Raw genomic sequence first — 22,269 nt, forward strand, 5'->3', positions numbered from 1 at the left:
ATTTTTAAAACCTACCTCTAGCCGGTATGAGGCTGAACTCAATTATTATGCTACTTAGGGAGAGCGTAGAATGGAGATCGGGTATCGCTTGCTTAAGGTAAGAACAATAAATTAAACAGTGGCTTAAGCCATGACTGCTTTGAAGGTGAAAACAGTAAAGGTGAGTGGAGCTGAAGATGTGATAGCAGTATGTATGAGAGTATGAGTGTGAGAGTAGGAGATGTGACTGTAGTAGATGTGACAGCAGATATGGCTGTAGAAGGTATGGAAGTGGGGGATGAGAGTGTGAGGTGTGAGGGTAACAAGAAAGAGTGGCGCCGTGCCTTCTGCCTATGACACGGCTAGCTGAAGTGGGGTGACGGTATTACTTGTTCTGCTGAGTTTTTGTAGCGAGCGGGCAGGAGAGGCATAATCTGGCGCCGCCCAGAGGGGATGAGGAGATCGTTAGGCTGCCGCCATGTGCCTCACATATTTTCTTGGCGAGTGCTAGGCCGAGTCCGACACCGCCCGAGTCTCGACATCGGCTCTGATCTAGCCTGACAAAGGGCTCAAAGACCCGCTCTCTCTGCTCGGGTGGGATGCCTGGTCCGTCGTCTTCTATGATAATGGCAATGGCGGTCTTTTCCTGTTGCAGGGTGATCACTATCTGTCTGGTGGCAAAGCGCGCGGCGTTGCGAATGATATTGGAAAAGGCGCGGCCGAGCTGGATACTGTCGGCGTTCACCAGCCAGTCTCGGTTTCTATCGACCTCCAGGGTAAAGTCTTTGTCGGGGTACAGGCCAGTATGGGCGTCGACCTGCTCACTGAGTACCTTGACCAGGTTGATCTGGGAGAGGTGTAGGGCCTTGATTTGTTTTCTATCTGTATGAAATCCAAGGCCTCTTTGATCAAGTTCTCCAGTTCACTCAGGCCGGTATTGATGTTTTCGCTTAGTCTGGGCTCTCTGTCGCCGATAACTTTTTCCTCTAGCATATCGAATGCAAACTGCACCCTGGCAAGGGGCGATCTAAACTCATGGGCGACGGCCTGAATTAACTCACGTTGTGACTTGATGTTTTGGTTGAGCGAGGCGTTGATCTTGCGTTGATGATGGCGATTGACCAGTAGAAGTATGATCACGAACAACACGGTAAGGCCGGCGAGCCATACGTTACGTTGGTATCTGTGCTGGGCCAGCTGGGTTCTTTGTAGCGCCTGATCTGCCTGTAGCAGCTTTATCTGTTGCTCGTGTTGCTCTGCCTCAAAGTGGCTGAGAAGGAAGGCTAGCCTCTGGTCACTTTCTGAGTTAAACATCTCATCGTTGACCTGTTTAAAGGCTTCCAGACTCAGTAATGCCTCCTGGGGCTTGGCTAAATCTTTATAGAGCCGATAGCGAAACTCATGGATATCTCGAACGATGAGCATATCCTGTACCTGTTGCGCATGGCTTAAGGCCACTTCGCTCAGGGCCAGTGCCTGGTCACTGTTGCCGTTTAGCTGTTCTACCTTAGCGCGGGTGAGCAGGCCGTAGGCATTGAGTGTCACTATGCCGAGTTTATCGGCCTGTTCCAGTCCTAGGCTAACCTGTTGCTCGGCAAGGGCACCATTGTCCAGTGCTATGTAGGCATTGGCGAGTTCTATGTTGACCCTTGCCTCCAGCGCCGTGTCTTGGATCGCCTGGGCCATGGTCAAGGCTTGCTGATATTGATGCAGGGCCGATTCGAATTGTTGTTTTTGCTGGTGAACCATCCCCAGGTTGTTGTGGATCTCGGCGATGCCCTGCTTATCCTCCAGAGACTCGTAATACCCCAGGGAACGCTGCAGATAGGCCAGCGCCTGGTCATAGTCTTTGAGGTAAAAGTAAGTCAGGCCTATGTTGCCCAGGATCTGCGCCAGGCCCGGAAGATCGTTGAGTTTCTCGCGGATCTTGCGCGACTGTAATTGGTAATCCAGCGCCAGGCTGTAGTTACCACTGGTTCCATACATGTTGGCGATGTTGTTGAGTGACACGGCAATGCTCTTCTCGTCACCCAGTTCCTTCTGTATGTTGTAGGCGCGTAAAAAGTAGGAGAGTGCTTTCTCTGGTTGCCCCAGGGTCTGATAGATGATCGCCATATAGTTAGTGGTATTGGCGATCCCCCTATGGTTTTCTTCCTGTTTGGCAATCTCCAACGCCTGTTCAAAGGTCTTTAATGCCGTGAGATAGTCGGCTTTGCGCCAGTAGATGATGCCCTGCATCGTCTGCGCGGTGTAGAGGCCGTTAGTGTCCTGATTGGCCTTGGCGAGGCGCTTGCTTTCATCGGTTCGCTGCTGAGCCTTGTCGTACTGGCTTAGGGAGACATGCACCCATGCCATGTTATTCAGCACCACAATTTTGCGGCTATCGTCGGGCCAGCGCGAAAAAAGCGCCAGCGCCTGCTCGCCATATTGCAAACTCTTCTGCGGGTCGTTGTCGCGGTAATGTTTGACCAGTGCGGTTAAGACCTCCCTCCGATCTCGCTCGGCGATGAGTTGCAGATCGCGTTCCTGTTGGCTCAGATCTGCCGCTTTCTTGGGCGGCTGAGTACTTACAGCAATGCCGGCCAGCGTCGAGGTGATCAGCACGGCTAGCAACCAGAGGGCGAGGGGCTTTATGCGCATCCGATATTAATCCCCGACAAACAGATAGCCCTTGCCGTGGATAGTCTTGATGCGGCTGGCGTGGCTGGGGTCATCACCGAGTTTACGGCGAATGCGGGAGATGCGCAGATCTATGGTGCGATGTGAGCTCTCATAACCCAGGTCGCCAAAATAATCGGAAATGAAATCCCGGTCGCAGATCTCGCCCGCTCGGCTGGCCAGTAACCAGAGGAGTTCAAATTCGGCGGTGGTCAGCTCAACATCTTCGCCATGCTGTTGCACTCTTTGATACTTCTTGTCTATGTCGAGTCCATCAAACGCGATGACATCATCGTTTTTGCTCGGTAGTTTGGTGAACTTTTCTTCGACAACGGGCTCGGGCTTACGTCTGAGTAGTGCCCTGACGCGGGCTAATAGCACCCGAGAGCGGACGGGTTTGGCGAGGTAGTCATCGGCGCCTGTCTCCAGGCCGGCCACCTCATCTATGTCATTGTTGAGGGCGGTCAGCATCAGAATAGGGCCGTTGTAACAGCCGCTCAGCCCAGGATGTCCATGGCGCACCGCTCGGCAGATGGACAGACCATCCATGTCCGGTAGCATCACATCCAAGATCACCAGCATTGGCTGTTCATTGATGATGCACTCGACCGCTTTGGCGCCGTTATGTTCTATCTTGGTCTGGTAGCCGTTCATTTCGAGAAAATCGGCAACCAAGAGCGCCAGGTCTGCATCGTCATCGACGATCAGTATCCAGTTATTTTGCTTCACGATAGTCCTCTGAGTGTTGCAATACTGTAAAGGAGTTATTGCCGTTTATTATATATCACTTTTGTATTCTAATGTATGTTTATGTATATAAAAGATCTATTTGCCTGTAACTGAGGCTCAAAAACTGTCTACGCGGGTGAAGATGTCAATTGAGACGGGGAGTGATGAGGGTAAGCGAGGGGAAAACGAGGGTAAAGCAAGGGTAAAGCAAGGGTAAAGCAAGGGTAAAGCAAGGGTAAAGCAAGGGTAAAGCAAGGGTAAAGCAAGCTGGTGTGGGCGGCGTCCCTGCCTGAATGGCTGGCCCTGTTAGGCGGTTTTTCGGTAGTAAGATCTGGTCGAGATCTTGGTGAACTTTTCTATGCTGTCGGGATGCAGGTGTACCTCGTCCGGTATGGCCTGAGTCTCCTGGGCGCGGTAGCTAAACCAGGTATTGCGAGAGCTCTTCTTGGCTGCATAGAGTGCCATGTCGGCGAGGTGGATCACCTGCTCCCAGCTTATCTTGTCAGCTTGCGTCACCGAAAAGGGGTAGGGGGCAGCACCAATGGAAGCGGTGAGCCGAATGGCACCCTGATGCTCGAGACCAAACTCCATGGTTTCTATGGCCAGACGAATTTTCTCCGCCAGTTTGTCTATCTGCTGACGATCGACAAAGCGTGCCACCACCAGAAACTCTTCTCCGCCCCAGCGCACCACATAATCATAATTGCGAAATAGGGTGTTCAGTCGCTGCGCCACCTGAGTCAGCACATGGTCGCCAACCAGATGGCCATAGGTGTCGTTGATGGGTTTGAAATGATCTATATCGACGATAAAGGCAAGCATGTCGGCCTTGACCGGTGCCTGACCCATTTCTCTGGCGGCGTCGTAGGCGCGCTTCACCCGGTTGACGTCCTGGTCGATGACCTCTTCGATGAAATGCCGATTCTTTATGCCGGTTAGCGGATCTTTCTGGCTCATCTCGTGCAGTCGTTTGTTTTCAAGCGCCAATGCCTGGGTGCGCTCATCGATCTTTTGTTCCAGGCGTGTGGTCGAATATGTAATGGCCTGCTTATATAGCCGGTGCATGAGATAGGCTAGCGCGACGATGGCGAATAGACAGGCGAACAGATAGTTAAGCTGCAGTGCCGGTGTCAGTTCGTGAAGACTGGCTAGCCATGAGGAGGAGGTTAAGCCTGTGCCTCTGTTATGACTCAATGCTGTATTCGATGCGATCGAGCCGTCGTCTTTTCGTCCCGCGATCGAAGGCGCATAACTTACCAAGGGTGAAAGGCCCTGGGCGGCATTTGTCTCAAGCCCAGGTAACATGGCCGATGCCTGGTTGAAGGGGGCGGCCAGCAGCTGCGCCAGGCCCGTTGCCGAATAGGCCTGTAGCGGAAAAGATAACGATAGGGTTAGGCAGCACGCTAAGCATGTGCCACGTCCTAGTGGATAGTGTCGAGAACGCCTGACCATAAAGGGATACCTCTAGTTTAAACACACGCTTTGGGGCACTTAATCTGGCAAGGCTGTAACAAAAAGGTGTATGTAACGCTATTTTGTTACATCCTGTATTCATATGTATACGGATGTATATTATGTTGCTTAGTCCGATTTTGCAACACTGGTCTTAAGAAACACACATATTGACGAGTGCAAGGGGCGATAAATGCTGGTAGGCGTGCAGAGGTGTGCGTCTTGCTAATAGTCGATACCATGCTCGATCTGCATAGGCATAGGCATAGGCATAGGTATAGGTATAGGTATAGGCAGAGGAAATAGGTTTACGCAGAGGAAGAACAAGAATTGGTGAAAGGGAGCAGGGCACAGGGCAGTTACTTGGTGCTTAGCTATCAATGGAATTTAGGGGCATTTTGCTTAGTAAGGGCGCGGCAAGCACCGCGCCCATGTTTGGGTATAGAGGCTGTGGCTGTTTTCAGGGCTAGTGTTCAGGGCTAGTGTTCAGGGCTTATGCTCAGGACTTATGCTCAGGGCTTGAGCTCTGGGCTTGTGTTCAGGGCTTTGCTCTGGGCTTGTGCCCAGATCCCAGACCTCATAGCTTGTGTCCTGTGCCCAGCTGGCTGTTTGGTGTCAGGCCCAATAATGCTTTGGTATTGACTGTATTGGCTTAGCGGCTGATACCGTTAGTCAATCCAGCAAGCCCGAACCGGCCTAGTCTATTTTTCTGCTGCGCTGTGGCGCTTTAGCAGGTTAGCCGTGATATCAGATAGGCTGAGCTGCTGATCTTCTAGTAGCACCAACAGGTGATAGATAAGATCTGAGGCTTCGTTCACCAGCTCCTCCTTGTCATGGGTGGCGGCCGCCAGGGCGGTCTCCAGTCCCTCTTCGCCAACCTTCTGGGCGATGCGTTTGGTGCCTCGCTCAAACAGGTGAGCCGTGTAGCTACTCTTGGCGTCTTGCCCTTTGCGTGAGGCTATCAGGTTTGCAAGATTGTCGATGAAGGGGTGCGCCTCGCCGTCGGGCCAGCAACTCTCCCGCTCCAGATGGCAGGTGGGGCCATTAGGGATCACCTGCACCAACAGGCTGTCGTTGTCACAGTCACTGTCGATGGCGATGAGATCCAGCGTATTGCCCGATGTCTCACCCTTGGTCCACAGGCGCTGCTTGCTGCGACTAAAGAAGGTGACCTTGCCGCTGGTGAGTGTCTGAGCCAGTGCGGCCTTGTCCATATACCCCAGCATCAGTACCTTACCCGTGAGGTGGTTTTGTACCACGGCAGGTAGCAGGCCTTGCTGTTTTTCCCAGTCCAAATTATTGAAATCTTCTACGTTCTTCATCTTTATTCCTTGGGCAGATTAAGGGCGGTTACAGCCGCATCTGGATGCCGTTGTCGCGCAGGTAACGCTTCAATGCCTGAATGTCGATAATGCCTTTGTGAAACACGCTGGCGGCCAGGGCGGCATCGACGCCGGCCTGTGCAAACACCTCAAGAAAGTGCGCCATGGTGCCGGCACCGCCCGAGGCGATAAGCGGCACGTCGCAGATGGCGCGCACCATGGCAAGCTGCTTGATGTCATATCCCTGGCGGACGCCATCCTGGTTCATCACATTAAGCACTATCTCTCCGCAGCCGCGCTTCTGTACCTCTTCCACCCAGTCCTGGGTATACCACTGGGTATCTTTGGTTGCCGCCTCGTCGCCGGTAAACTGCTTTACCTTGTAGCTGTCGCTATCGGCGTCATAGTAGGAATCTATGCCGATCACTATGCACTGGCGGCCAAATTCATCCTGCAGGCGATCGATCAGGCTAGGATCGCTCAGCGCCGGCGAGTTGATGGAGATCTTATCGGCACCGAAGGCCAGCTTCTCGCGCGCCTGCTCGATACTCTTGATGCCGCCGGCGACGCAGAAGGGGATGTCTATCTGCTCGGCGACTCGGCTGACCCAGCTCTTATCGACCACTCTGTCGTGGGCACTGGCGGTGATGTCATAAAACACCAGTTCGTCGGCACCCTCAAGGGCGTATCGCGCGGCAAGGGGCACTATGTCGCCGACGATCTCATGGTTACGAAACTGCACGCCCTTGACGACCTTACCGTCTCTGACATCCAGGCAGGGCACTATGCGTTTGGCCAGCATGCGATCGCCTCCTCTACGTTAAAGTTATTGATAAGCAGCGCCTTGCCTATGATGATGCCGCTGGCGCCGCTGTCACGCACGGCGCTCACATCATCTAGGGTGGCGATACCGCCCGAGGCCTGCCACTGGATCTCTGGGTAGCGCTCGGCAATTTCTTGATAAAGCGCCGTATTACTGCCTTGCAGTGTGCCGTCACGGCTGATGTCTGTTACCAGTGCGTGTTTGAGGCCATAGGGGGCGAAGGTGGCGACCAGGGATTCCAGTGTCTTGCCACCGCCGCTCTGCCAGCCGGAGACGGCGACTATCTTCTCGCCCGCCTCGTTGATGTTGACATCCAGCGCCAGGCAGATGGCATCGCTGCCATAGGTCTTGAGCCAGCCCTGTACCAACTCGGGCTGCTTGACCGCGAGAGAGCCTATTACCACCCGCTTGACGCCGAGCGCTAACAGCTCTTTGACCTGAGCTTCGCTGCGAATGCCGCCGCCGACCTGAATGTTGGCATCGAGATTGTCGACCAGTTCGCCGATGAGCCGGGTCTGCCTTCTGTCAGGGTCTTTGGCGCCGGTCAGATCGACGATATGCAGCCAGGTCGCGCCCTGAGCCTGATAGCGCTGCAGCTGCGCCAGTGGGCTGAGATCGAAGGTGGTCTGCTGGGCGTAATCGCCCTGATAGAGACGCACCACCTGTCCCTCGATGAGATCGATTGCTGGGATGATCATAGGGCGTCCTCCTTGGTAAAGCTGTCGCTGGTCATCTTCATAAAGTTTTTCAAGATAGTGGCGCCAACGGCGGCGCTCTTTTCGGGATGAAACTGCACGCCCATAAAGTTGTCTTTGGCGATGGCGGCGCTAAAGCCCTCGCCATATTCACTCTTGGCGATGGTGAAGTCCCCAAGTGGCGCGCGGTAGCTGTGAACGAAGTAAACGTAGCTCCCCTCGGCAACGCCGGCAAACAGCGGGTGCTGGCTCGGGCTTATCTGATTCCAGCCCATGTGAGGCAGGGGCAGGCCCTTTGAATCGAGCTGCTCGATATTGGTGTCAATCAGCCCCAGACACTCACAGTTCTTGCTACTATTCCCGTAACTTAAGCCACCGCGCTCCTGTGAGGCTCTGGTCAGCATCTGCATGCCCAAGCACACGCCGAGCACTGGCTGGGTCAGGCAACATATGGCGTCGATAAGGGCTTTATCCTTAAGCGCCTGCATGGCGGCCTTGGCGGTACCTACGCCCGGCAGTACCACACGGGTGGCGGCCTTGATCTTGGCGATATCGTCGCTCACCTCCACGTCAGCGCCGATACGCTCGAATGCGTAGCGCACCGAGCTTAAGTTGGCGCAGCCGGTATCTATGATGATAGTGGAGTCAGTGGGCACCTTAGTTTCTAGGCTTGTCATAGCACCCCCTTGCTCGATGGCAAGGCGTCACCCTCGACCTTTACCGCCTGGCGTAGGGTGCGGCCCAGTACCTTAAACAGGCTCTCGACCTTGTGGTGATCGTTGTCCCCCTGGGTGGACAGGTGCAGTGTACAGCGCAGGCCATCGGCCAGAGAGCGGAAGAAGTGCGGCACCATCTCGGTGGCCATCTCACCCACCATCTCACGCTCGAACTGGCCCTCAAACTTGATGAAGGGGCGACCGGACAGGTCCAGCAGGCAGCTGGCACTGGCTTCATCCATGGGGATACTAAAGCCGAAACGTGCGATGCCGCGTTTATCCCCTAGGGCTTGTCTGAGTGCATCGCCTATGGCCAGCGCCGTGTCTTCCACGCTGTGGTGATCGTCGATCTCCAGGTCGCCATCGACACTGACGTCCAGCCTGAAATTGCCGTGGGTGGCGATTTGGTCCAGCATGTGGTCGAAGAAACCTATGCCGGTATCGATACTGCTCTTTAGCTCACTGTCGAGATCGACCGTGACCTTGATATCGGTTTCCTTGGTGGTGCGCACCACGGTCGCCACGCGATTGCCGCCAAGGAGCTGCTCGGCGATGGCGTCCCAGTTCATGCTATCGCGATTGTACTGTATCCCCTTAATGCCCATGGCGTCGGCCAGGCCTAGATCGGTTTCTCTGTCGCCAATCACCGCGGATTGGGTAAAGTCCACCCGCCCTTCGGTGAGATAGGCCTTAACCAGGCCGAGCTTAGGCTTGCGGCAGCTACAGTTTTCATCGTCAAAGTGAGGGCAGATAAGCACCTCATCAAACTTGACGCCCTGGCTGTTGAAGATCTGCATCATCATATCTTGCGGCGCATCGAAGTCATCCTTGGGGAAGGAGGGGGTGCCCAGGCCATCTTGGTTACTGACCATCACCAAGCGATAGCCAGCGCCCTGCAGCTTGAGCAGCGCCGGGATCACCTGAGGCTCAAACACCAGCTTAGCCAGACTGTCGACCTGCTTGTCGGTGACGGGTTCTTCTATTAGTGTGCCATCACGGTCGATAAAGAGGATTTTCTGTTTCATCATGCTTCTACCTTAAATCTGCTTCTATCTTGAATTTTGTTTTAATTGAGTAGTATGCCTGGTTAGGCTCTTTGGCTGAGCTGCGCGAGTAGGGCATCTGTCTGCTCATCACTGGTAAAGCTGAAACGTATGGCATCGGCAAGCGCCGGGTCTTTATAGGCCCGGGCGACCACACCCGCCTGTTTGAGACGCGCCTGCATCTCACCGACTTTTGCCTCATTTGCCTGGTCGAAATAGGCCAGCACGAAGTTGCCAAAGGCGGGAAGCACCCTGGCGCCTGCAGCCGTTAATGCCGCTGCCAGCCTTTCACCGTTGGCTTTAAGGGTGTCGACCTGGGTCTGCATCCGCTCAATTCCCTCGGCACTTAAGGCTTCTATTGCCAGCTTAGCCACCGGCAGCGGCACTGGATAGGGGGCGATCACCCGCATCACCATCTCTATGATGGCTTCATTGGCCAGCATGAAGCCGCAGCGGGCACCGGCCAGGGCGAAGGCTTTCGACAGAGTGCGCAGCACCACCAGGTTGTCGTATCGCTCCACAAGCTTGACGACGCTCAACTCGGGTGAAAACTCGATATAGGCCTCATCGACCACCACCAGGGTATCTGGCAGACTTCGGATCACCGCCTCGATGGCATCGGGCTCAATCACAGTGCCGGTCGGGTTGTTGGGGTTGCAGATAAACACCAGCTTGGCATCGCCGACCAGGCTCGGCAGATCCTGGGGCAGTTGATAGGCAGCATCCAGGCGCAGGGCGTTAACATCGACATTAAAGGTCTGCGCACTGATGGCATACATGCCATAGGTGGGGCCGAAGCAGGCGATGCTGTCACGGCCCGGGATGCAGAAGGTTCGGATGAGCAGCTCGATGGCCTCATCGGCGCCGCGACTGGTGAGTACCTGTCGGCTCGACAGCCCGGCATAGTCGGCATAGCGCTGGATAAGCTCGGGCGGCTGACACTCGGGGTAGCGGTTTAACCCTTCTAATTCGCTGTTATTAAAGGGGGACTCGTTGGCATTTATCCAAATTTGTCCCTCACCGCCGATGCGGCGCGCCGACTGATAGGGCTCGAGGGATAAGAGTTCCGGCCGGGCGAGACGCTCGGCGAGTGATGTCGCGTTAACACTTATCTTAGCTTCTACACTCATCTTATTTCTCCTCGCCCGTTAGCGTGGCAAGTCGTACGGCGACGGCATTTCTGTGGGCGTCCAGCAGCTCGGCGCTGGCCAGGGTCATGACACAATCGCCCAGTCCCTGTAGCCCTTCTGCGCTGAGTTCCTGCACGGTAAAGCGGCGACTAAAGTCTGCCAGCGACAAACTGGAGACGGCGCGGCTATAGCCATAGGTGGGCAGCACGTGGTTGGTGCCGCTGGCGTAATCGCCTACCGACTCTGGGGTATAGGCGCCGAGAAATACCGAGCCGGCGGCGCGGATTTTGCTCAGCACTTCACGGGGGGCGCGGGTCTGTATGATCAGGTGCTCTGGGCCATAACGATTAGAGACCTCGGCGGCCTGATCCATATCGGCGACCATCAGGGTGCGACTGGCGCTGAGGGCCTGAATGGCGATTTCGGCCCTGGGCAGCCTGGCCAGTTGCTCGCTAAGACTTAAATTAACGGCGTCGGCCAGTGTCTGGCTATCTGTCACCAGCATCACCTGAGAATCTGGGCCGTGCTCCGCCTGCGACAGCAGATCGGCGGCGATGAAGTCAGGGTTGGCGTCGCCATCTGCGATCACCAACACCTCAGAAGGGCCGGCGGGCATGTCTATGCTGACCACGCAGCGGCTATCCTGAGCCACCAGGCGCTTGGCCTCGGTGACATAGCGATTGCCCGGGCCGAAGATCTTATCTACCGCTGGCACAGATTCTGTCCCCAGCGCTAAAGCCGCGATCGCCTGAGCGCCACCGACCTGATAGATATCCGTGATGCCACAAGCCTTGGCCGCGTAGACGATGGCATCATTAATGGGCGGGGGACTGACCAATACTCGCTGCTCACAGCCAGCGATCTTAGCCGGCAGCGCCAGCATGAGTACGGTGGAGATCAGCGGCGCGCTGCCGCCTGGAATATAGAGGCCGACCTTTTCGATAGGCTCGCTGCGCAGTTCGCAGCGCACCCCGGCTTGGGTCTCAAGATCGATCCCCTTAAAGGCCTGCGCCTGGTGAAAGGTCTCTATGTTGGCTTTGGCCTGCTCGATGGCGGCCTTGATCTGGCCATCGACTCGCGCGCTGGCAGCCTCGATGGCCTCGTCACTCAGGCACAGGGCGTCGAGCTCCACCCTGTCGAACTGACGAGAGAAGGCCCTTAGCGCGGCATCCCCCTGGCTGGCGACTGTGTCGATAATATCCTTGACCTGCTGCTCAAGATTGGCATCGCCAATCAGCGGCGAGCGTGACAGGGCCTGGCATCTGGCCTGGTCATCTAGCGCCTGCCAGTCGAGGCGCTGCATCTGTGTGGCTGTGATGGTGCTTGTTGTCATGGAGTTTGTTGTCATGGTGCTATCCCATCATCTTTTCGATTGGCATCACCAGGATGGAGCTGGCGCCGAGCTGAGTCAGGGCCTCCATGGTATCCCAGAAGAGATCTTCACTGCTGACGGCGTGGATGGCCACACGATTGGTGTCATCGTTCAGCGGCAGTACGGTAGGGTTCTCGGCGCCTGGGAGCAGGGCGACGATCTGGTCCAGCGTCTCGGTGGGGGCGTGTAGCAGGATATACTTGCTCTCCTTGGCGCGCACCACGCCGTTGATGCGAGAGAGGATCTTGTTGATCAGCGCCTGCTTGGTCTCACTCTGCTCCTGGGTGGATTGGATGATGCACGCCATGGAGCGGTAGATCACCTCTGTCTCATACAGGCCGTTGGCTTCCAGGGTCGCGCCGGTAGAGACCAGATCGCAGATGCCATCGGCCAGTCCTGCACGGGGAGCAACCTCTACCGAGCCCTTAAGCATACAGTCGCGGTAGTTGATGCCCTTTTCCTGCATGAAGCGGCGCAGCAGGTTAGGGTAGGAGGTGGCAATGCGCAGGCCTTCTAGTGAGGCGGCATCCTGGTAGGCAAACTCGGTCGGTACCGCCAGCGATAGGCGACAGGCACCAAAGTCGAGCTGGCGCAGCTTGATGCAATCGCTTGGCTTACCCATAGTTTGGCGCTCTATCTGCTCCTCTTCGAGGACGTTCTCGCCTATGATGCCAAGATCAACCACGCCATCCATCACCAGGCCGGGAATATCGTCGTCGCGTACTCGCAGGAGGTCGATGGGCATGTTGTCAGAGTGGGCGATGAGGCGCTGTTCGTTGACGTTAAACTTAACGCCACAGCTCTTGAGTAGCTTCTGTGATTCTTTAGACAGGCGGCCGGACTTCTGAATGGCGATACGTAATCGATTTGACTCTGACATAGGATGATTCCTCATTTGTTGATTCAGTAAACTTGTTTAAATCGTTTTAAAACAAAATCTTAAGCTAGAAACTAAAAACCCCCGGAATTCCTTCCAGGGGTTTTAGATCGCTTTTGAATCAACCGCCAGAAGGAAATAGTCCTCCGGCAGTAAGCATCCGAAGGCTACCGCATATGATGGTGATGATGGATAGTATTCAAACGCTGTGTCATGTTCTGTCTTCTCTCGCAGTGCGTAATTTGGGGCGTCAGTTCGCCCTGTGTTGTATTTAAACTAATCAAGTTTGCATGAGTATGCAAGCGCTAATTTAAGCGGGGTGAAAATTCTTCAACTTGATGCTTTGTTGAGCACTCTCAGCTTCAATCTGAGTTTCTATCTGAGTCTTGATCTTAGTCTAGGCCGTAAGCGGTAGAGTTTGATTCGTTAGGGCAGCGGCTAGCCGATGGTTCAAGTCCCTTGTGCTGGCTAAGAAAATCCGCATAATGCCAGCATGTCATTTTAAACATCAACGATTAACCATCAGCCATTCATTGAACAAACGACTGACTCAGGATGTACAACAGGTATTTGCCCCCGATGGCAGCTTAAGCCGTCATATCAAGGGCTATAGCTGTCGCGTTCAGCAGCAGACGATGGCGACTCGAGTCAGCGAGACGCTGCAAAAGGGCGATAACCTAGTGGTCGAGGCGGGCACGGGCGTGGGCAAGACCTATGCCTATCTGGTGCCGGCGCTGCTAAGCGGCAAGCAGATCATCGTCAGTACCGGCAGTAAAAACCTGCAAGAGCAGCTGTTTTTCAAAGACTTACCTGCACTACTCAATATTCTCGGCATAAGGCCCAAGGTTGCCTTGCTCAAGGGGCGCAGTAACTATCTGTGTCAGCACCTGATGGCGAAACAACTCAGCGGCGTCGAGGTGACCGACGGCAAGATCTTAGACGATCTGCTGCGTATCGATCAGTGGGCCAGCCAGACGGTGGATGGTGATATCGGCAGCCTCTACTCCGTCCCGGAGACGTCGCCCGCCATTCCCCTGGTGGTGAGCAGTAAAGAGTCCTGTATCGGCAAGGGCTGTGAGCATTATGAGGCCTGTTTCACTCGTAAGGCCCGCGCCAAGGCGCTGGACGCCAAGATCATCGTGGTGAACCATCATCTGTTCTTCGCCGATCGCATCCTGAAAGAGACGGGCTTTGCCGAGCTGCTGCCCGATAGCGACGTGGTGATCTTCGATGAGGCGCACTTGCTGCCCGATATCGCCGTGACCTATTTCGGTCAGCAGCTTAGCTTCAAGAGTCTCGTTCGCCTGCTTGAGCGTTTTAACGAACTCTATCGCACCCAGATGGCCGACTCGCCGCAAATTGGCGCCATGACCGCTCGCTGCCATACCCAGCTGCTACACTGGCAGGGGCTGTTGTTTGCCAGCGAGGAGCGTGACTGGCGCCGCCTCCTTGGCGATAAGGCCCTGATGGAGGCGGCCTGGTCGCTGGTCTCCGAGCTGACCGCCTATCGCACCATGTTGCTGGGTTACCTTGGTCGCAACGAGGCCTTTGACGATGGGGTGGAAAAGTTTGATGTGCTGCTCAGCAAATTAACCGTTTTTATTCAATGTGATAACCCAGACAGTGCCTACAGCATAGAATATGGTTATCAGTACCTGACGCTGCGGATCGCCCCCATCAAGGTGGCCAAAGAGTGTCAGTCGTTGTTCAGTCCTGATGTCAGCTGGATCTTTACCTCGGCTACCCTGCAGATCAACCGAGATCTGTCGCTGTTTACCAAGGCGCTGGGGTTGGATAAGGCCAGTGCAAATACCAAAAGCAGCACCAACCGCAGCACTAACAGCACTCACACCACCACGAACACCACCACTCACACAGCCATACTGGACAGTCCCTTCGACTATGCCCGCCAGTCGCTGTTCTGTGTGCCGCGCCATCTGGCGGCGGTGGCCAGCCAGGAGCGTGCCGCCAAGCAGTTGGTGGAAATAGCCATAAAGGCCATTAACGCCGCCAAGGGGCGCACCTTCATGCTGTTTACCAGCCATCGCATGCTCAACCTGGTGGCGGTAATGTTGCAGGGCCGGGTCGACTATCCACTCTTGGTCCAGGGCCAGGCGGGCAAGCAGACTTTGCTTAAGAAATATCGACAGCTGGGCAATGCCGTATTGCTGGGCACGGGCGCCTTCTGGGAGGGGGTCGATGTGCGCGGTAAGCTGCTGAGCTGCGTGATTATCGACAAGCTCCCCTTCGTCTCGCCGGACGATAACCTCTACAAGGCCAGGGCCGACGGGGTGCAGCGTGAGGGAAAAGATCCCTTCATGGAGCTCTCCTTGCCTCAGGCGGTGATCTCCCTCAACCAGGGCGTGGGGCGGCTTATTCGTGACGAGAAAGACAGGGGGGTATTGATCCTGTGCGACAACCGTATCGTCAATCGCCCCTATGGCCAGGCGTTTATCAACTCTTTGCCGCCTATGCACCGCACGCGGGATCTCGACAGGGCGGTGAGCTTCCTGCAACAGATTGACTAGGGCCTGTTGACCTTTTGAGAACAAATTTTGTTCTAATTGAGCACGTTCAAATCGTGGCATGAGGCTGGAGATATAGTTATTCTATATAAAAGCCGAGCAACAAAGCGTTGAACGTGCTCAAGACGAACCCTGCGGGCAGCGTCTGTATCATTTTTCTACTGCGTTATCGCTCATTGATGTAGCACACTACATTACATTCGCTCTGCCTTGTATAAAATCGATACAGAATGCTGCAAAAATGAACGCGAAAGATAAACAGGCCCTAGGGACAGCCAAAGCGAACCTAGCCGTCCCTGGCTTTAGATGCTAGTGCAGCTTCATCCTTGGGCGCACCACCCCCATCATCTTCTCTACCAACCAGAGGGCTAAGGTCTTGGCGATGCCATGAATCGCCTTCTGGTGCATGCGATAGAGGGAGATATACATGAAACGGGCGATCTTACCCTCGACAAACATGCTGTCTTTGGTGAGGTTGCCCATCAGGCTGCCAACGGTGCTAAAGCGCGACAGATTCACCAGTGAGCCGTGGTCCACATATTCATATTCGGTCAGGCTGAGTCCCTTGAGGTCATTGAGAATGTTGCGCTCGACACACTGAGCCATCTGGTGCGCCGACTGCGCCCTTGGCGGCACGAAACTACCGTCTGGCTGCTCGCAGGCGCAGCAATCGCCAATCACATAGAGATCGTTATGGCCCTGGGCCTGCAAGGTGGGACGTACCAAAATCTGGTTGACACGATTTAAATTAAGTCCCTCAATTTGCTTGATAAAGTCTGGCGCCTTGACACCGGCGGCCCACAACACCAGATTGGCGGCGATCAGCTCATTTTCCGATGTGACAAAGCCCTTGGAACTGGCCTCTTCGATGCGGGTATTTTGCCGTACAGATACGCCGAGCTTGGTCAGCTCGCGGGTGGCAGAGGCGGCGATGCGCTCGGGCAGGGCGGGTAGAATTCTTGGGCCCGCCTCGATGAGGGTGATCGCCAGTCTGTCGGCGGTCATCTTGCTTAGACCATAGCTCTTGAGCAGATCGGTCACATGATACAGCTCGGCCGAGAGCTCCACGCCGGTCGCACCGCCGCCGACGATGGCGATGTTGAGCTTTTGCTGCTCGTCGGATTGATGCATGCGGGTGAAGCTGTCGAGCAGGGCGTTATGAAAACGGTTCGCCTGGTGGTGAGAGTCGAGGAAGAAGCAGTGTTCCTTCACCCCTGGCGTGCCAAAGTCGTTACTGACGCTGCCAACGGCCAGCACTAAGGTGTCATATTCGAGCTCTCTGGCCGGCAGCAGGGCCTCGCCCTTATCGTTACTGATGGCGCCAAGCTGTAATCGTTTGCCCTTAAGATCCAGCCCGGTAAGTTCGCCCAGCTGAAACTGATAGCCGTGTTTCACCGCGTGGGCCGAGTAGACCACGCCGTCGAGATCGGCATCGAGGGAGCCTGTGGCCACCTCGTGCAGCAAGGGCTTCCAGATATGAGTGCGGTTCTTGTCTATCAGCAGGATCTCGGCTTGCTGTTTCTTGCCTAACTTGTGTCCCAGTTGGGTAGCCAGGCCGAGTCCGCCGGCACCGCCGCCCACAATTACGATTCTTGGGATCTTTGCACTCATTGACAACTCCTTCTATTGGGGGCTCGGCGTAGCTTGCGTGTCTGTATCAGTCCGGCGCCGCTTGCGCGTCTGTATCAGTCCGGCACATATGATCAGGCTACAGCCCATTAACTGACTCGGGGTGAGGTGCTCGGCAAACAGGCTCCAGCCGATGATCACCACGGTCACAGGTTCGATATAGGCCAAGGTGCCGAAGGTCGCCGCAGGCAACACCCTGAGCGCCTTAACCGCTAATAAGATGGCCAGAAATCCAGGAAATACGCCGATGAGCGCCAGCCAGAACCATTGGGTTAAGCTCGGCATCACGGCTTGATGCATGGCAAAGGGGAGCAGGCAGAGGGCGCCGAAACTCAGCTGGATCAGTGTGCTCTGATAGGGGCTGGCACTGGCGGGCCGGCGATTGATCAACATGAAGCCGCTGTAACTTGCCAGGGCCAGCAGGGCAAAACCATAGCCCTTGAGATCGGCCGTACTGCCCGAGAGGCTCTCTAGGCTGGGTAAGATGGCGACCACCCCGACAAGGGCGATGCCGATGGCGAGCAGATCCTGGCGCATGAGCCGCTCTTGAAACAAAAAGTGGGCGCCTACCGCGCTCACCAGGGGCGCGAGGTAGATCACCATGACGGCGTTGGCCATGTTGATGTAACCGATAGCTTGTACATAGAACACCATGAAACCGGCCAGCATGGCGCCGTTAACCAGATGTCGCTTACTGGGGCGATGTAATATCTGCTGCGTTTTGCCCGTGAGCAGCATGTAGGTGATGAGGCAGGCGGCGCCTATCAGCAGGCGATAGAAGGTGATGATGCTGGCATCGAGGTTGGCGGTGCGGGCCAGGGCGCCTATGGTGCCCATCAAGACGGCCGAGCCCAGGGCCATGATGATGGCCTGTGAATGTGACTGACTCGCAGTCAGGGCTATGGTTTGACTCTGCACAGCTATACCCTCGAGTAAGAGAAGGCTTATCGATATTCTGTCGGCGAACGCTACCTTTGGCTTTTATGCCTAAAGCGCCTCCGTCGACAGCAGCCAGGCTAATGTGGCCAGACTCATTTGACTAGTCTCATGCGGCTAGCCTAGTGCGGCTAGCTTAGTGCGGCCATACTTAACGCGCATCTTGCTATTGCTCTAATTTATCGACTTAATTTAGCGTCTTATGTTATCGGGTTTATCCTCGGCTGAAAATCGATATTTACATCAAAGAGGAAGAAAGCCAGGGCGTCTATCAATCGTTATTTTGTGAGGTGGCATTGAGCTTAACACGGTCTGTTTTGCTAAGGTTCCCGGTTTTTATCTGGCGGAATTAGGGCTATACCTGGGCGGGTTTTACGTTATAATCGGCGCCATTCATCTTATGGTTTTGGCGATGAGGGGCGAGCGCCGTTGAATATGCAGCGCAGCGCCATGTTATCGCAACAGATTTGGTTCGTTTTACATGCCGGAAAATAAAGATTTCTCTGCCCCTTTAAGTTTACTTGCGCTCGATACCTGCACCGAGTTCTGTTCGGTGGCCCTGCAATATCAGGGACAGGTGTTTGCCCGTGAGGCCGATGCGCCGCGGGAACACAGTCAGCGTCTGCTGCCCATGGTACAAGAGGTGTTGCAAGAGGCGGGGATCTCGCTCAGTCAGGTAGACGTGATCGCCTATGGCCGTGGTCCCGGCAGTTTTACCGGCATTCGTATCTGTACCTCGATGACACAAGGGCTGGCCTTAGGGCAAGATCTGCCCGTGGTGGGGATCTCAACCCTTGCCGCCATGGCGCAGGCCGCCATAACGCTCAAGGGAGCCGCGCAGGTCGCCACCGCCATCGATGCCCGCATGGGTGAGATCTACTGGGGTGAGTATCGCGCCGTCGATGGCCTGGCCAGTCTGGTGGGGGAAGAGCGGGTCTGCGCGCCAGAGGAGTTGTTGAGCCAGCTGGCTTTTGACACGCCGCTTGCCGCCTGTGGCACAGGCTTCGATGCCTATCCGGCGTTATTGACCGAGCAGATGAGCCTGGTTGAAGAGGCTAAGTTCCCACTCGCGCGCTTTATGCTGCCGCTGGCCGAGGCGGCGGTGAAGGCCGGTCTGGCGACCGAGGTCGATCAGCTACAGCCCGTCTATCTGCGCGATACCGTGACCTGGAAAAAACTGCCCGGTCGCGAGTAATTTAGTGTAGGCTTGAAGCATAATCGCGTAACCAGACTGTCAGGAGAGAAGGGGGAATCACTTTGATGCAAGTTTCGTCATCTAGTCTGATGCCTGGGCTCTCTTCGGGCGCATCGGCGATTAGCGATGCCATCGCGCCCCAGCAAGGGGTGCGAGCCAACGTCATCGATGTGACGCCCGTTGGGCCTGCCGCAGCCGGGCGAGCTGAGCTTGATGCCGCCGCTAAGAGCTCCACACAGCTCGCCGAGCAGAATACGAGTTCGCTCGAAGACAGACTCAACGCCAAGCTCGAGTACGATCAACAGACCGGCAACAGCCGCGGCGCCATAGGTCAATATCTGCTGCATCAACATGCCGCTCAGCGCGATGCCATCTCCCAGATGGTGGGCATAGACACCTATGTTTAGGTTCATGTTTAGCTAGGTTCAGGTTTAGTCTTTAATAAAGGAAGATGTTTCGGCGTAGCGCCAGCGTGTCTAAAGCGCCGGCTATCAAGGCATCAACAACCTATAGGACGGGTTCTCCAGTATGGCTTTTTCTATCGATTCCCTCTCTTCTCGCGCCGGTATGCCGACTCGCAGCCTCTTCATGGTAGAGCTATTGCTGGCGCTGGTGCTGATACGCATTCCCTATCTGAGCGTGCCCTTCAAGTGGCTAGAGAGTTATTTTCACGAGGTATCTCACGCCCTGGCGACCCTGTTTAGCGGCGGCATAGTCAGTCATATCGAACTTTATCCCAACGGCGCTGGCCTGTGTGTCAGCCAAGGGGGCTGGCCCGTGCTGATCGGCTTTGCCGGTTATTTTGGCGCGGCGCTCTGGGGATTGCTGATCTTTCATCTGGCTACCTGGGCCAAGGGGATCCGCGTCAGTTTTAGTTGCTTAGGATTGGTGGTGTTGGCAAGTATCGTGCTCTGGGGACGGGATCTCTTGACGGTCGCCATCTTGTTGATGCTGGCCCTGCTGTTTTTGCTGCCGTTAAAACTCAGTCACAGCCCGCTGCTCACCTTCGCCCTACGGGTGATGGCGCTGATGGTGATGTTAAACGCGCTCGCCAGCCCGACCGTGTTGCTGGGCATGCCGGGACGGGGTGATGCCGCCATGTTGGCCGAGCAGACCTGGATCCCGGCCTGGATCTGGGTAGGCGTCTGGTTGCTGACCAGCCTGACCATGCTCTGGCTCTGCTGGCGCAGGGTCGATAGTGCCAATCAAGTCGGCCCGCAAAAAGTGTAACCGACTGTATATCAGGTTTTATTTTATCAATTAGCCTGCTAGCTTAGGCCTTTCCAATAGCCTTATTTCAGGGAGAGAATCGATGAAATCCTTAACTTTAGCGGCCTCACTGGCATTAGCCATAGGCGTGGCAGCGCCTAGCCTGGTCAGCCCAAAGTATGCCCAGGCCAGCGAGCCGACTCTGGTCAATCAACAGGTCACAGATGCGTTAAGCAATCCATTGCGCACAGCGGCAAATGTTGAGCGAGACCAGTATCGTCATCCAGGCGAGACCCTTAGTTTCTTCGAGATTAAACCGAGCGATACCCTGGTGGAGTTGTGGCCCGGCGGCGGCTGGTACGCCGAGATCCTGGCGCCCTATCTGGCCAAGGAGGGGCACTATATCGCCGCCAACTTCGATGCCAACCCGCCTGAGGGCCTTGAGGTGCCAGGCTATCGTATTCGCCTGGGCAAGGCGCTGGATAGTTGGCTGCAGAGCCATTCCGATAAGCTGGGACAAGCCTCTAGCATACCATTCGACCCGCCAAGACTCGTCAGTCTCGGCGCCCCTAACAGCGCCGATGCCGTGCTGACCTTTAGAAACCTGCATAACTGGGCCAAGGCCGGAGCGCTTGAGCAGGTCTTCGCATCCGTCTATGAGGTGCTTAAGCCTGGCGGTACCTTTGGCGTGGTCGAACACAGGGCCAATCCTGGCATGGACCTGAGCACTGGCTACATGGTGCAGGATGAGATGATCGCCCTTGCCGAGAAGGTGGGTTTTACCCTGGTGGCTAGCAGCGAAGTCAACGCCAATCCTAAGGACAGTAAAGATCATCCTAAGGGCGTCTGGACCCTGCCGCCGAGCCTGCGTCTTGGGGAGCAAGATAAGGCCAAGTACCTTGCTATCGGTGAGAGCGATCGTATGACGCTGAAATTTATTAAAAAACCTAAAGCATGAGTGATCCATTAGCGCCGCTGTGTGCTCCAAGCCAGGGGAGTGACGAGGTCACTATCACGCTGCCCCATATTCGCCTCGGTGGGCGTCTATGGGGCGAGGCGGATAAGCCGCTACTGCTGGCGCTCCATGGCTGGCTGGATAACGCCAATAGCTTCGCGCCGCTCGCCCAGCATCTTGATGACTATCGGCTGCTGGCGATCGATTGGCCGGGCCACGGCGCGTCACAGCACAGGCCCGGCGGTTATCCGCTGCACTGGATAGATTACCTCTATGATCTTGAGTTGCTGATCGATGCCATAGTGCGTCATCAGCCGCTACATGGGGTGATAGGCCACTCGCTGGGGGGCATAGTGGCCTCGGCCTACAGCGCCGCCTTTGCCGAGAAGGCCGAGCGCTGGATCTTAATCGAGGCGCTCGCGCCCCTGTTTGAGTCGCCGGATAAGAGCAAGTTGCGGTTGAGGCGCAGCTTCGACGCCCATCAGCGCGCGGCGACGAGTCAGATGGCGGCTAAACCTGTGGTGCTAGATGCTGCCGTCAGGGCGAGGCATAAACTGACTGGGCTGGATATGCCCTGGTGCCGATTGATCCTTGAGCGTAACTTGCAGCAAATGGAGGGTCAGTATTATTGGCGCAGCGACCCCAGACTCAAGCTGGATTCGCCCATGCGGCTCAATTTTGACCATGTCAGCGGCCTGATGCAGGGCCACGCCGGCAAGGTGCTGGCGATCCGCGCCAAAGCGGGTTACCCCCTGATGGGGAATGTGTCGGCAACCCGTGCTGGGGCTGGCAATAGTACTGGTCATAGTACGGGCGATCGTGCTGGCGATAATTTGGCCGATACGGTCGCCGCCTGGTATCAAGATCTCACTCAGGTAACGCTCGAGGGTGACCATCATCTCCATATGGGCAATCACCTTGAGGTTGCCGCGGCAATTAAGGCATTTTTAGCGTGACAGCCCCTCGGCAAGAGATGGTAAAATTACACTAGGATTTTTACTCTAATTGTGTGATGATGTTCAAA

At 55.6% G+C, this 22,269-nt stretch carries 20 protein-coding genes and 1 other annotated feature; of the genes, 6 read left to right on the forward strand and 14 right to left on the reverse strand.

The window, feature by feature from the left end:
* Positions 1-364: 364 nt before the first annotated feature.
* The 12 genes from DB48_RS15015 to hisG form a co-directional block, all read right to left on the reverse strand.
* Positions 365-724 carry an ATP-binding protein gene (locus DB48_RS15015; protein ID WP_041511041.1) on the reverse strand — a complete coding sequence of 120 codons (360 nt, stop codon included), beginning with the start codon at positions 722-724 and terminating at the stop codon, positions 365-367.
* Positions 721-2,619, reverse strand: coding sequence for a tetratricopeptide repeat protein (locus tag DB48_RS15020; protein WP_041511042.1), 1,899 nt, complete (start codon positions 2,617-2,619; stop codon positions 721-723). The genes DB48_RS15015 and DB48_RS15020 overlap by 4 nt, the downstream gene beginning before the upstream one ends.
* Positions 2,620-2,625: 6 nt before the next feature.
* Positions 2,626-3,366, reverse strand: coding sequence for a response regulator transcription factor (locus DB48_RS15025; RefSeq protein ID WP_041511043.1), 741 nt, complete (start codon positions 3,364-3,366; stop codon positions 2,626-2,628).
* A gap of 306 nt (positions 3,367-3,672) precedes the next feature.
* Positions 3,673-4,818, reverse strand: coding sequence for a GGDEF domain-containing protein (locus DB48_RS15030; protein ID WP_082035651.1), 1,146 nt, complete (start codon positions 4,816-4,818; stop codon positions 3,673-3,675).
* A gap of 701 nt (positions 4,819-5,519) precedes the next feature.
* Entirely contained in the window at positions 5,520-6,140 is a 621-nt protein-coding gene (hisIE, locus tag DB48_RS15035) for a bifunctional phosphoribosyl-AMP cyclohydrolase/phosphoribosyl-ATP diphosphatase HisIE (RefSeq protein ID WP_041511044.1), read from the reverse strand.
* A 28-nt stretch (positions 6,141-6,168) separates the two neighbouring features.
* Entirely contained in the window at positions 6,169-6,942 is a 774-nt protein-coding gene (gene hisF, locus DB48_RS15040; protein WP_041511045.1) for an imidazole glycerol phosphate synthase subunit HisF, read from the reverse strand.
* The gene (hisA, locus tag DB48_RS15045; protein ID WP_041511046.1) at positions 6,924-7,661 is read right to left on the reverse strand and encodes a 1-(5-phosphoribosyl)-5-[(5-phosphoribosylamino)methylideneamino]imidazole-4-carboxamide isomerase; all 738 of its coding nucleotides are present in this window, start codon (positions 7,659-7,661) and stop codon (positions 6,924-6,926) included. Before hisA ends, hisF begins: the two co-directional genes overlap by 19 nt.
* Positions 7,658-8,335, reverse strand: coding sequence for an imidazole glycerol phosphate synthase subunit HisH (gene hisH / locus DB48_RS15050; RefSeq protein ID WP_052813806.1), 678 nt, complete (start codon positions 8,333-8,335; stop codon positions 7,658-7,660). Before hisH ends, hisA begins: the two co-directional genes overlap by 4 nt.
* On the reverse strand, positions 8,332-9,399 hold the full coding sequence (hisB, locus tag DB48_RS15055; protein WP_041511113.1) for a bifunctional histidinol-phosphatase/imidazoleglycerol-phosphate dehydratase HisB: 1,068 nt from the start codon (positions 9,397-9,399) through the stop codon (positions 8,332-8,334). Before hisB ends, hisH begins: the two co-directional genes overlap by 4 nt.
* 62 nt (positions 9,400-9,461) lie before the next feature.
* Positions 9,462-10,547 (reverse strand): histidinol-phosphate transaminase, encoded by a 1,086-nt coding sequence (gene hisC / locus DB48_RS15060; protein ID WP_041511047.1) that lies wholly within the window; start codon positions 10,545-10,547, stop codon positions 9,462-9,464.
* Position 10,548: 1 nt separating this feature from the next.
* Positions 10,549-11,850, reverse strand: a complete 1,302-nt coding sequence (hisD, locus tag DB48_RS15065; RefSeq protein WP_041511114.1) for a histidinol dehydrogenase — start codon at positions 11,848-11,850, stop codon at positions 10,549-10,551.
* 49 nt (positions 11,851-11,899) lie between these two features.
* Complete coding sequence (hisG, locus tag DB48_RS15070) at positions 11,900-12,799, reverse strand: ATP phosphoribosyltransferase (protein ID WP_041511048.1); 900 nt, start codon at positions 12,797-12,799, stop codon at positions 11,900-11,902.
* A gap of 68 nt (positions 12,800-12,867) precedes the next feature.
* Positions 12,868-12,988: a sequence feature (His leader region), on the reverse strand.
* 293 nt (positions 12,989-13,281) lie between these two features.
* Between hisG and DB48_RS15075 the strand changes: the two genes are divergently transcribed.
* Positions 13,282-15,324, forward strand: a complete 2,043-nt coding sequence (locus DB48_RS15075) for an ATP-dependent DNA helicase (RefSeq protein ID WP_052813807.1) — start codon at positions 13,282-13,284, stop codon at positions 15,322-15,324.
* A gap of 306 nt (positions 15,325-15,630) precedes the next feature.
* Here the strand turns inward: DB48_RS15075 and DB48_RS15080 are convergent, their stop codons facing one another.
* Positions 15,631-16,932, reverse strand: coding sequence for an NAD(P)/FAD-dependent oxidoreductase (locus DB48_RS15080; RefSeq protein WP_041511050.1), 1,302 nt, complete (start codon positions 16,930-16,932; stop codon positions 15,631-15,633).
* A 12-nt stretch (positions 16,933-16,944) separates the two neighbouring features.
* Positions 16,945-17,868: a DMT family transporter gene (locus DB48_RS15085; RefSeq protein WP_235375416.1), complete on the reverse strand. Its 924-nt coding sequence runs from the start codon at positions 17,866-17,868 to the stop codon at positions 16,945-16,947.
* A gap of 499 nt (positions 17,869-18,367) precedes the next feature.
* On the opposite strand from DB48_RS15085, the gene tsaB reads away from it, so the two are divergent.
* The 5 genes from tsaB to DB48_RS15110 all read left to right on the forward strand — a co-directional run bounded on the left by tsaB (position 18,368) and on the right by DB48_RS15110 (position 22,201).
* Positions 18,368-19,081 (forward strand): tRNA (adenosine(37)-N6)-threonylcarbamoyltransferase complex dimerization subunit type 1 TsaB, encoded by a 714-nt coding sequence (gene tsaB / locus DB48_RS15090; protein WP_041511051.1) that lies wholly within the window; start codon positions 18,368-18,370, stop codon positions 19,079-19,081.
* A gap of 65 nt (positions 19,082-19,146) precedes the next feature.
* The gene (locus DB48_RS15095; protein WP_041511052.1) at positions 19,147-19,488 is read left to right on the forward strand and encodes a hypothetical protein; all 342 of its coding nucleotides are present in this window, start codon (positions 19,147-19,149) and stop codon (positions 19,486-19,488) included.
* A 121-nt stretch (positions 19,489-19,609) separates the two neighbouring features.
* Positions 19,610-20,311, forward strand: a complete 702-nt coding sequence (locus tag DB48_RS15100; protein WP_041511053.1) for a M50 family metallopeptidase — start codon at positions 19,610-19,612, stop codon at positions 20,309-20,311.
* An 82-nt stretch (positions 20,312-20,393) separates the two neighbouring features.
* The gene (locus DB48_RS15105) at positions 20,394-21,248 is read left to right on the forward strand and encodes a class I SAM-dependent methyltransferase (protein ID WP_041511054.1); all 855 of its coding nucleotides are present in this window, start codon (positions 20,394-20,396) and stop codon (positions 21,246-21,248) included.
* A complete protein-coding gene (locus tag DB48_RS15110; protein WP_052813809.1) occupies positions 21,245-22,201 on the forward strand; it encodes an alpha/beta fold hydrolase in 957 nt (318 codons plus the stop codon). Before DB48_RS15105 ends, DB48_RS15110 begins: the two co-directional genes overlap by 4 nt.
* Positions 22,202-22,269: the final 68 nt, after the last annotated feature.

Source organism: Shewanella sp. cp20, assembly GCF_000832025.1.
Classification (GTDB): Bacteria; Pseudomonadota; Gammaproteobacteria; order Enterobacterales; family Shewanellaceae; genus Shewanella.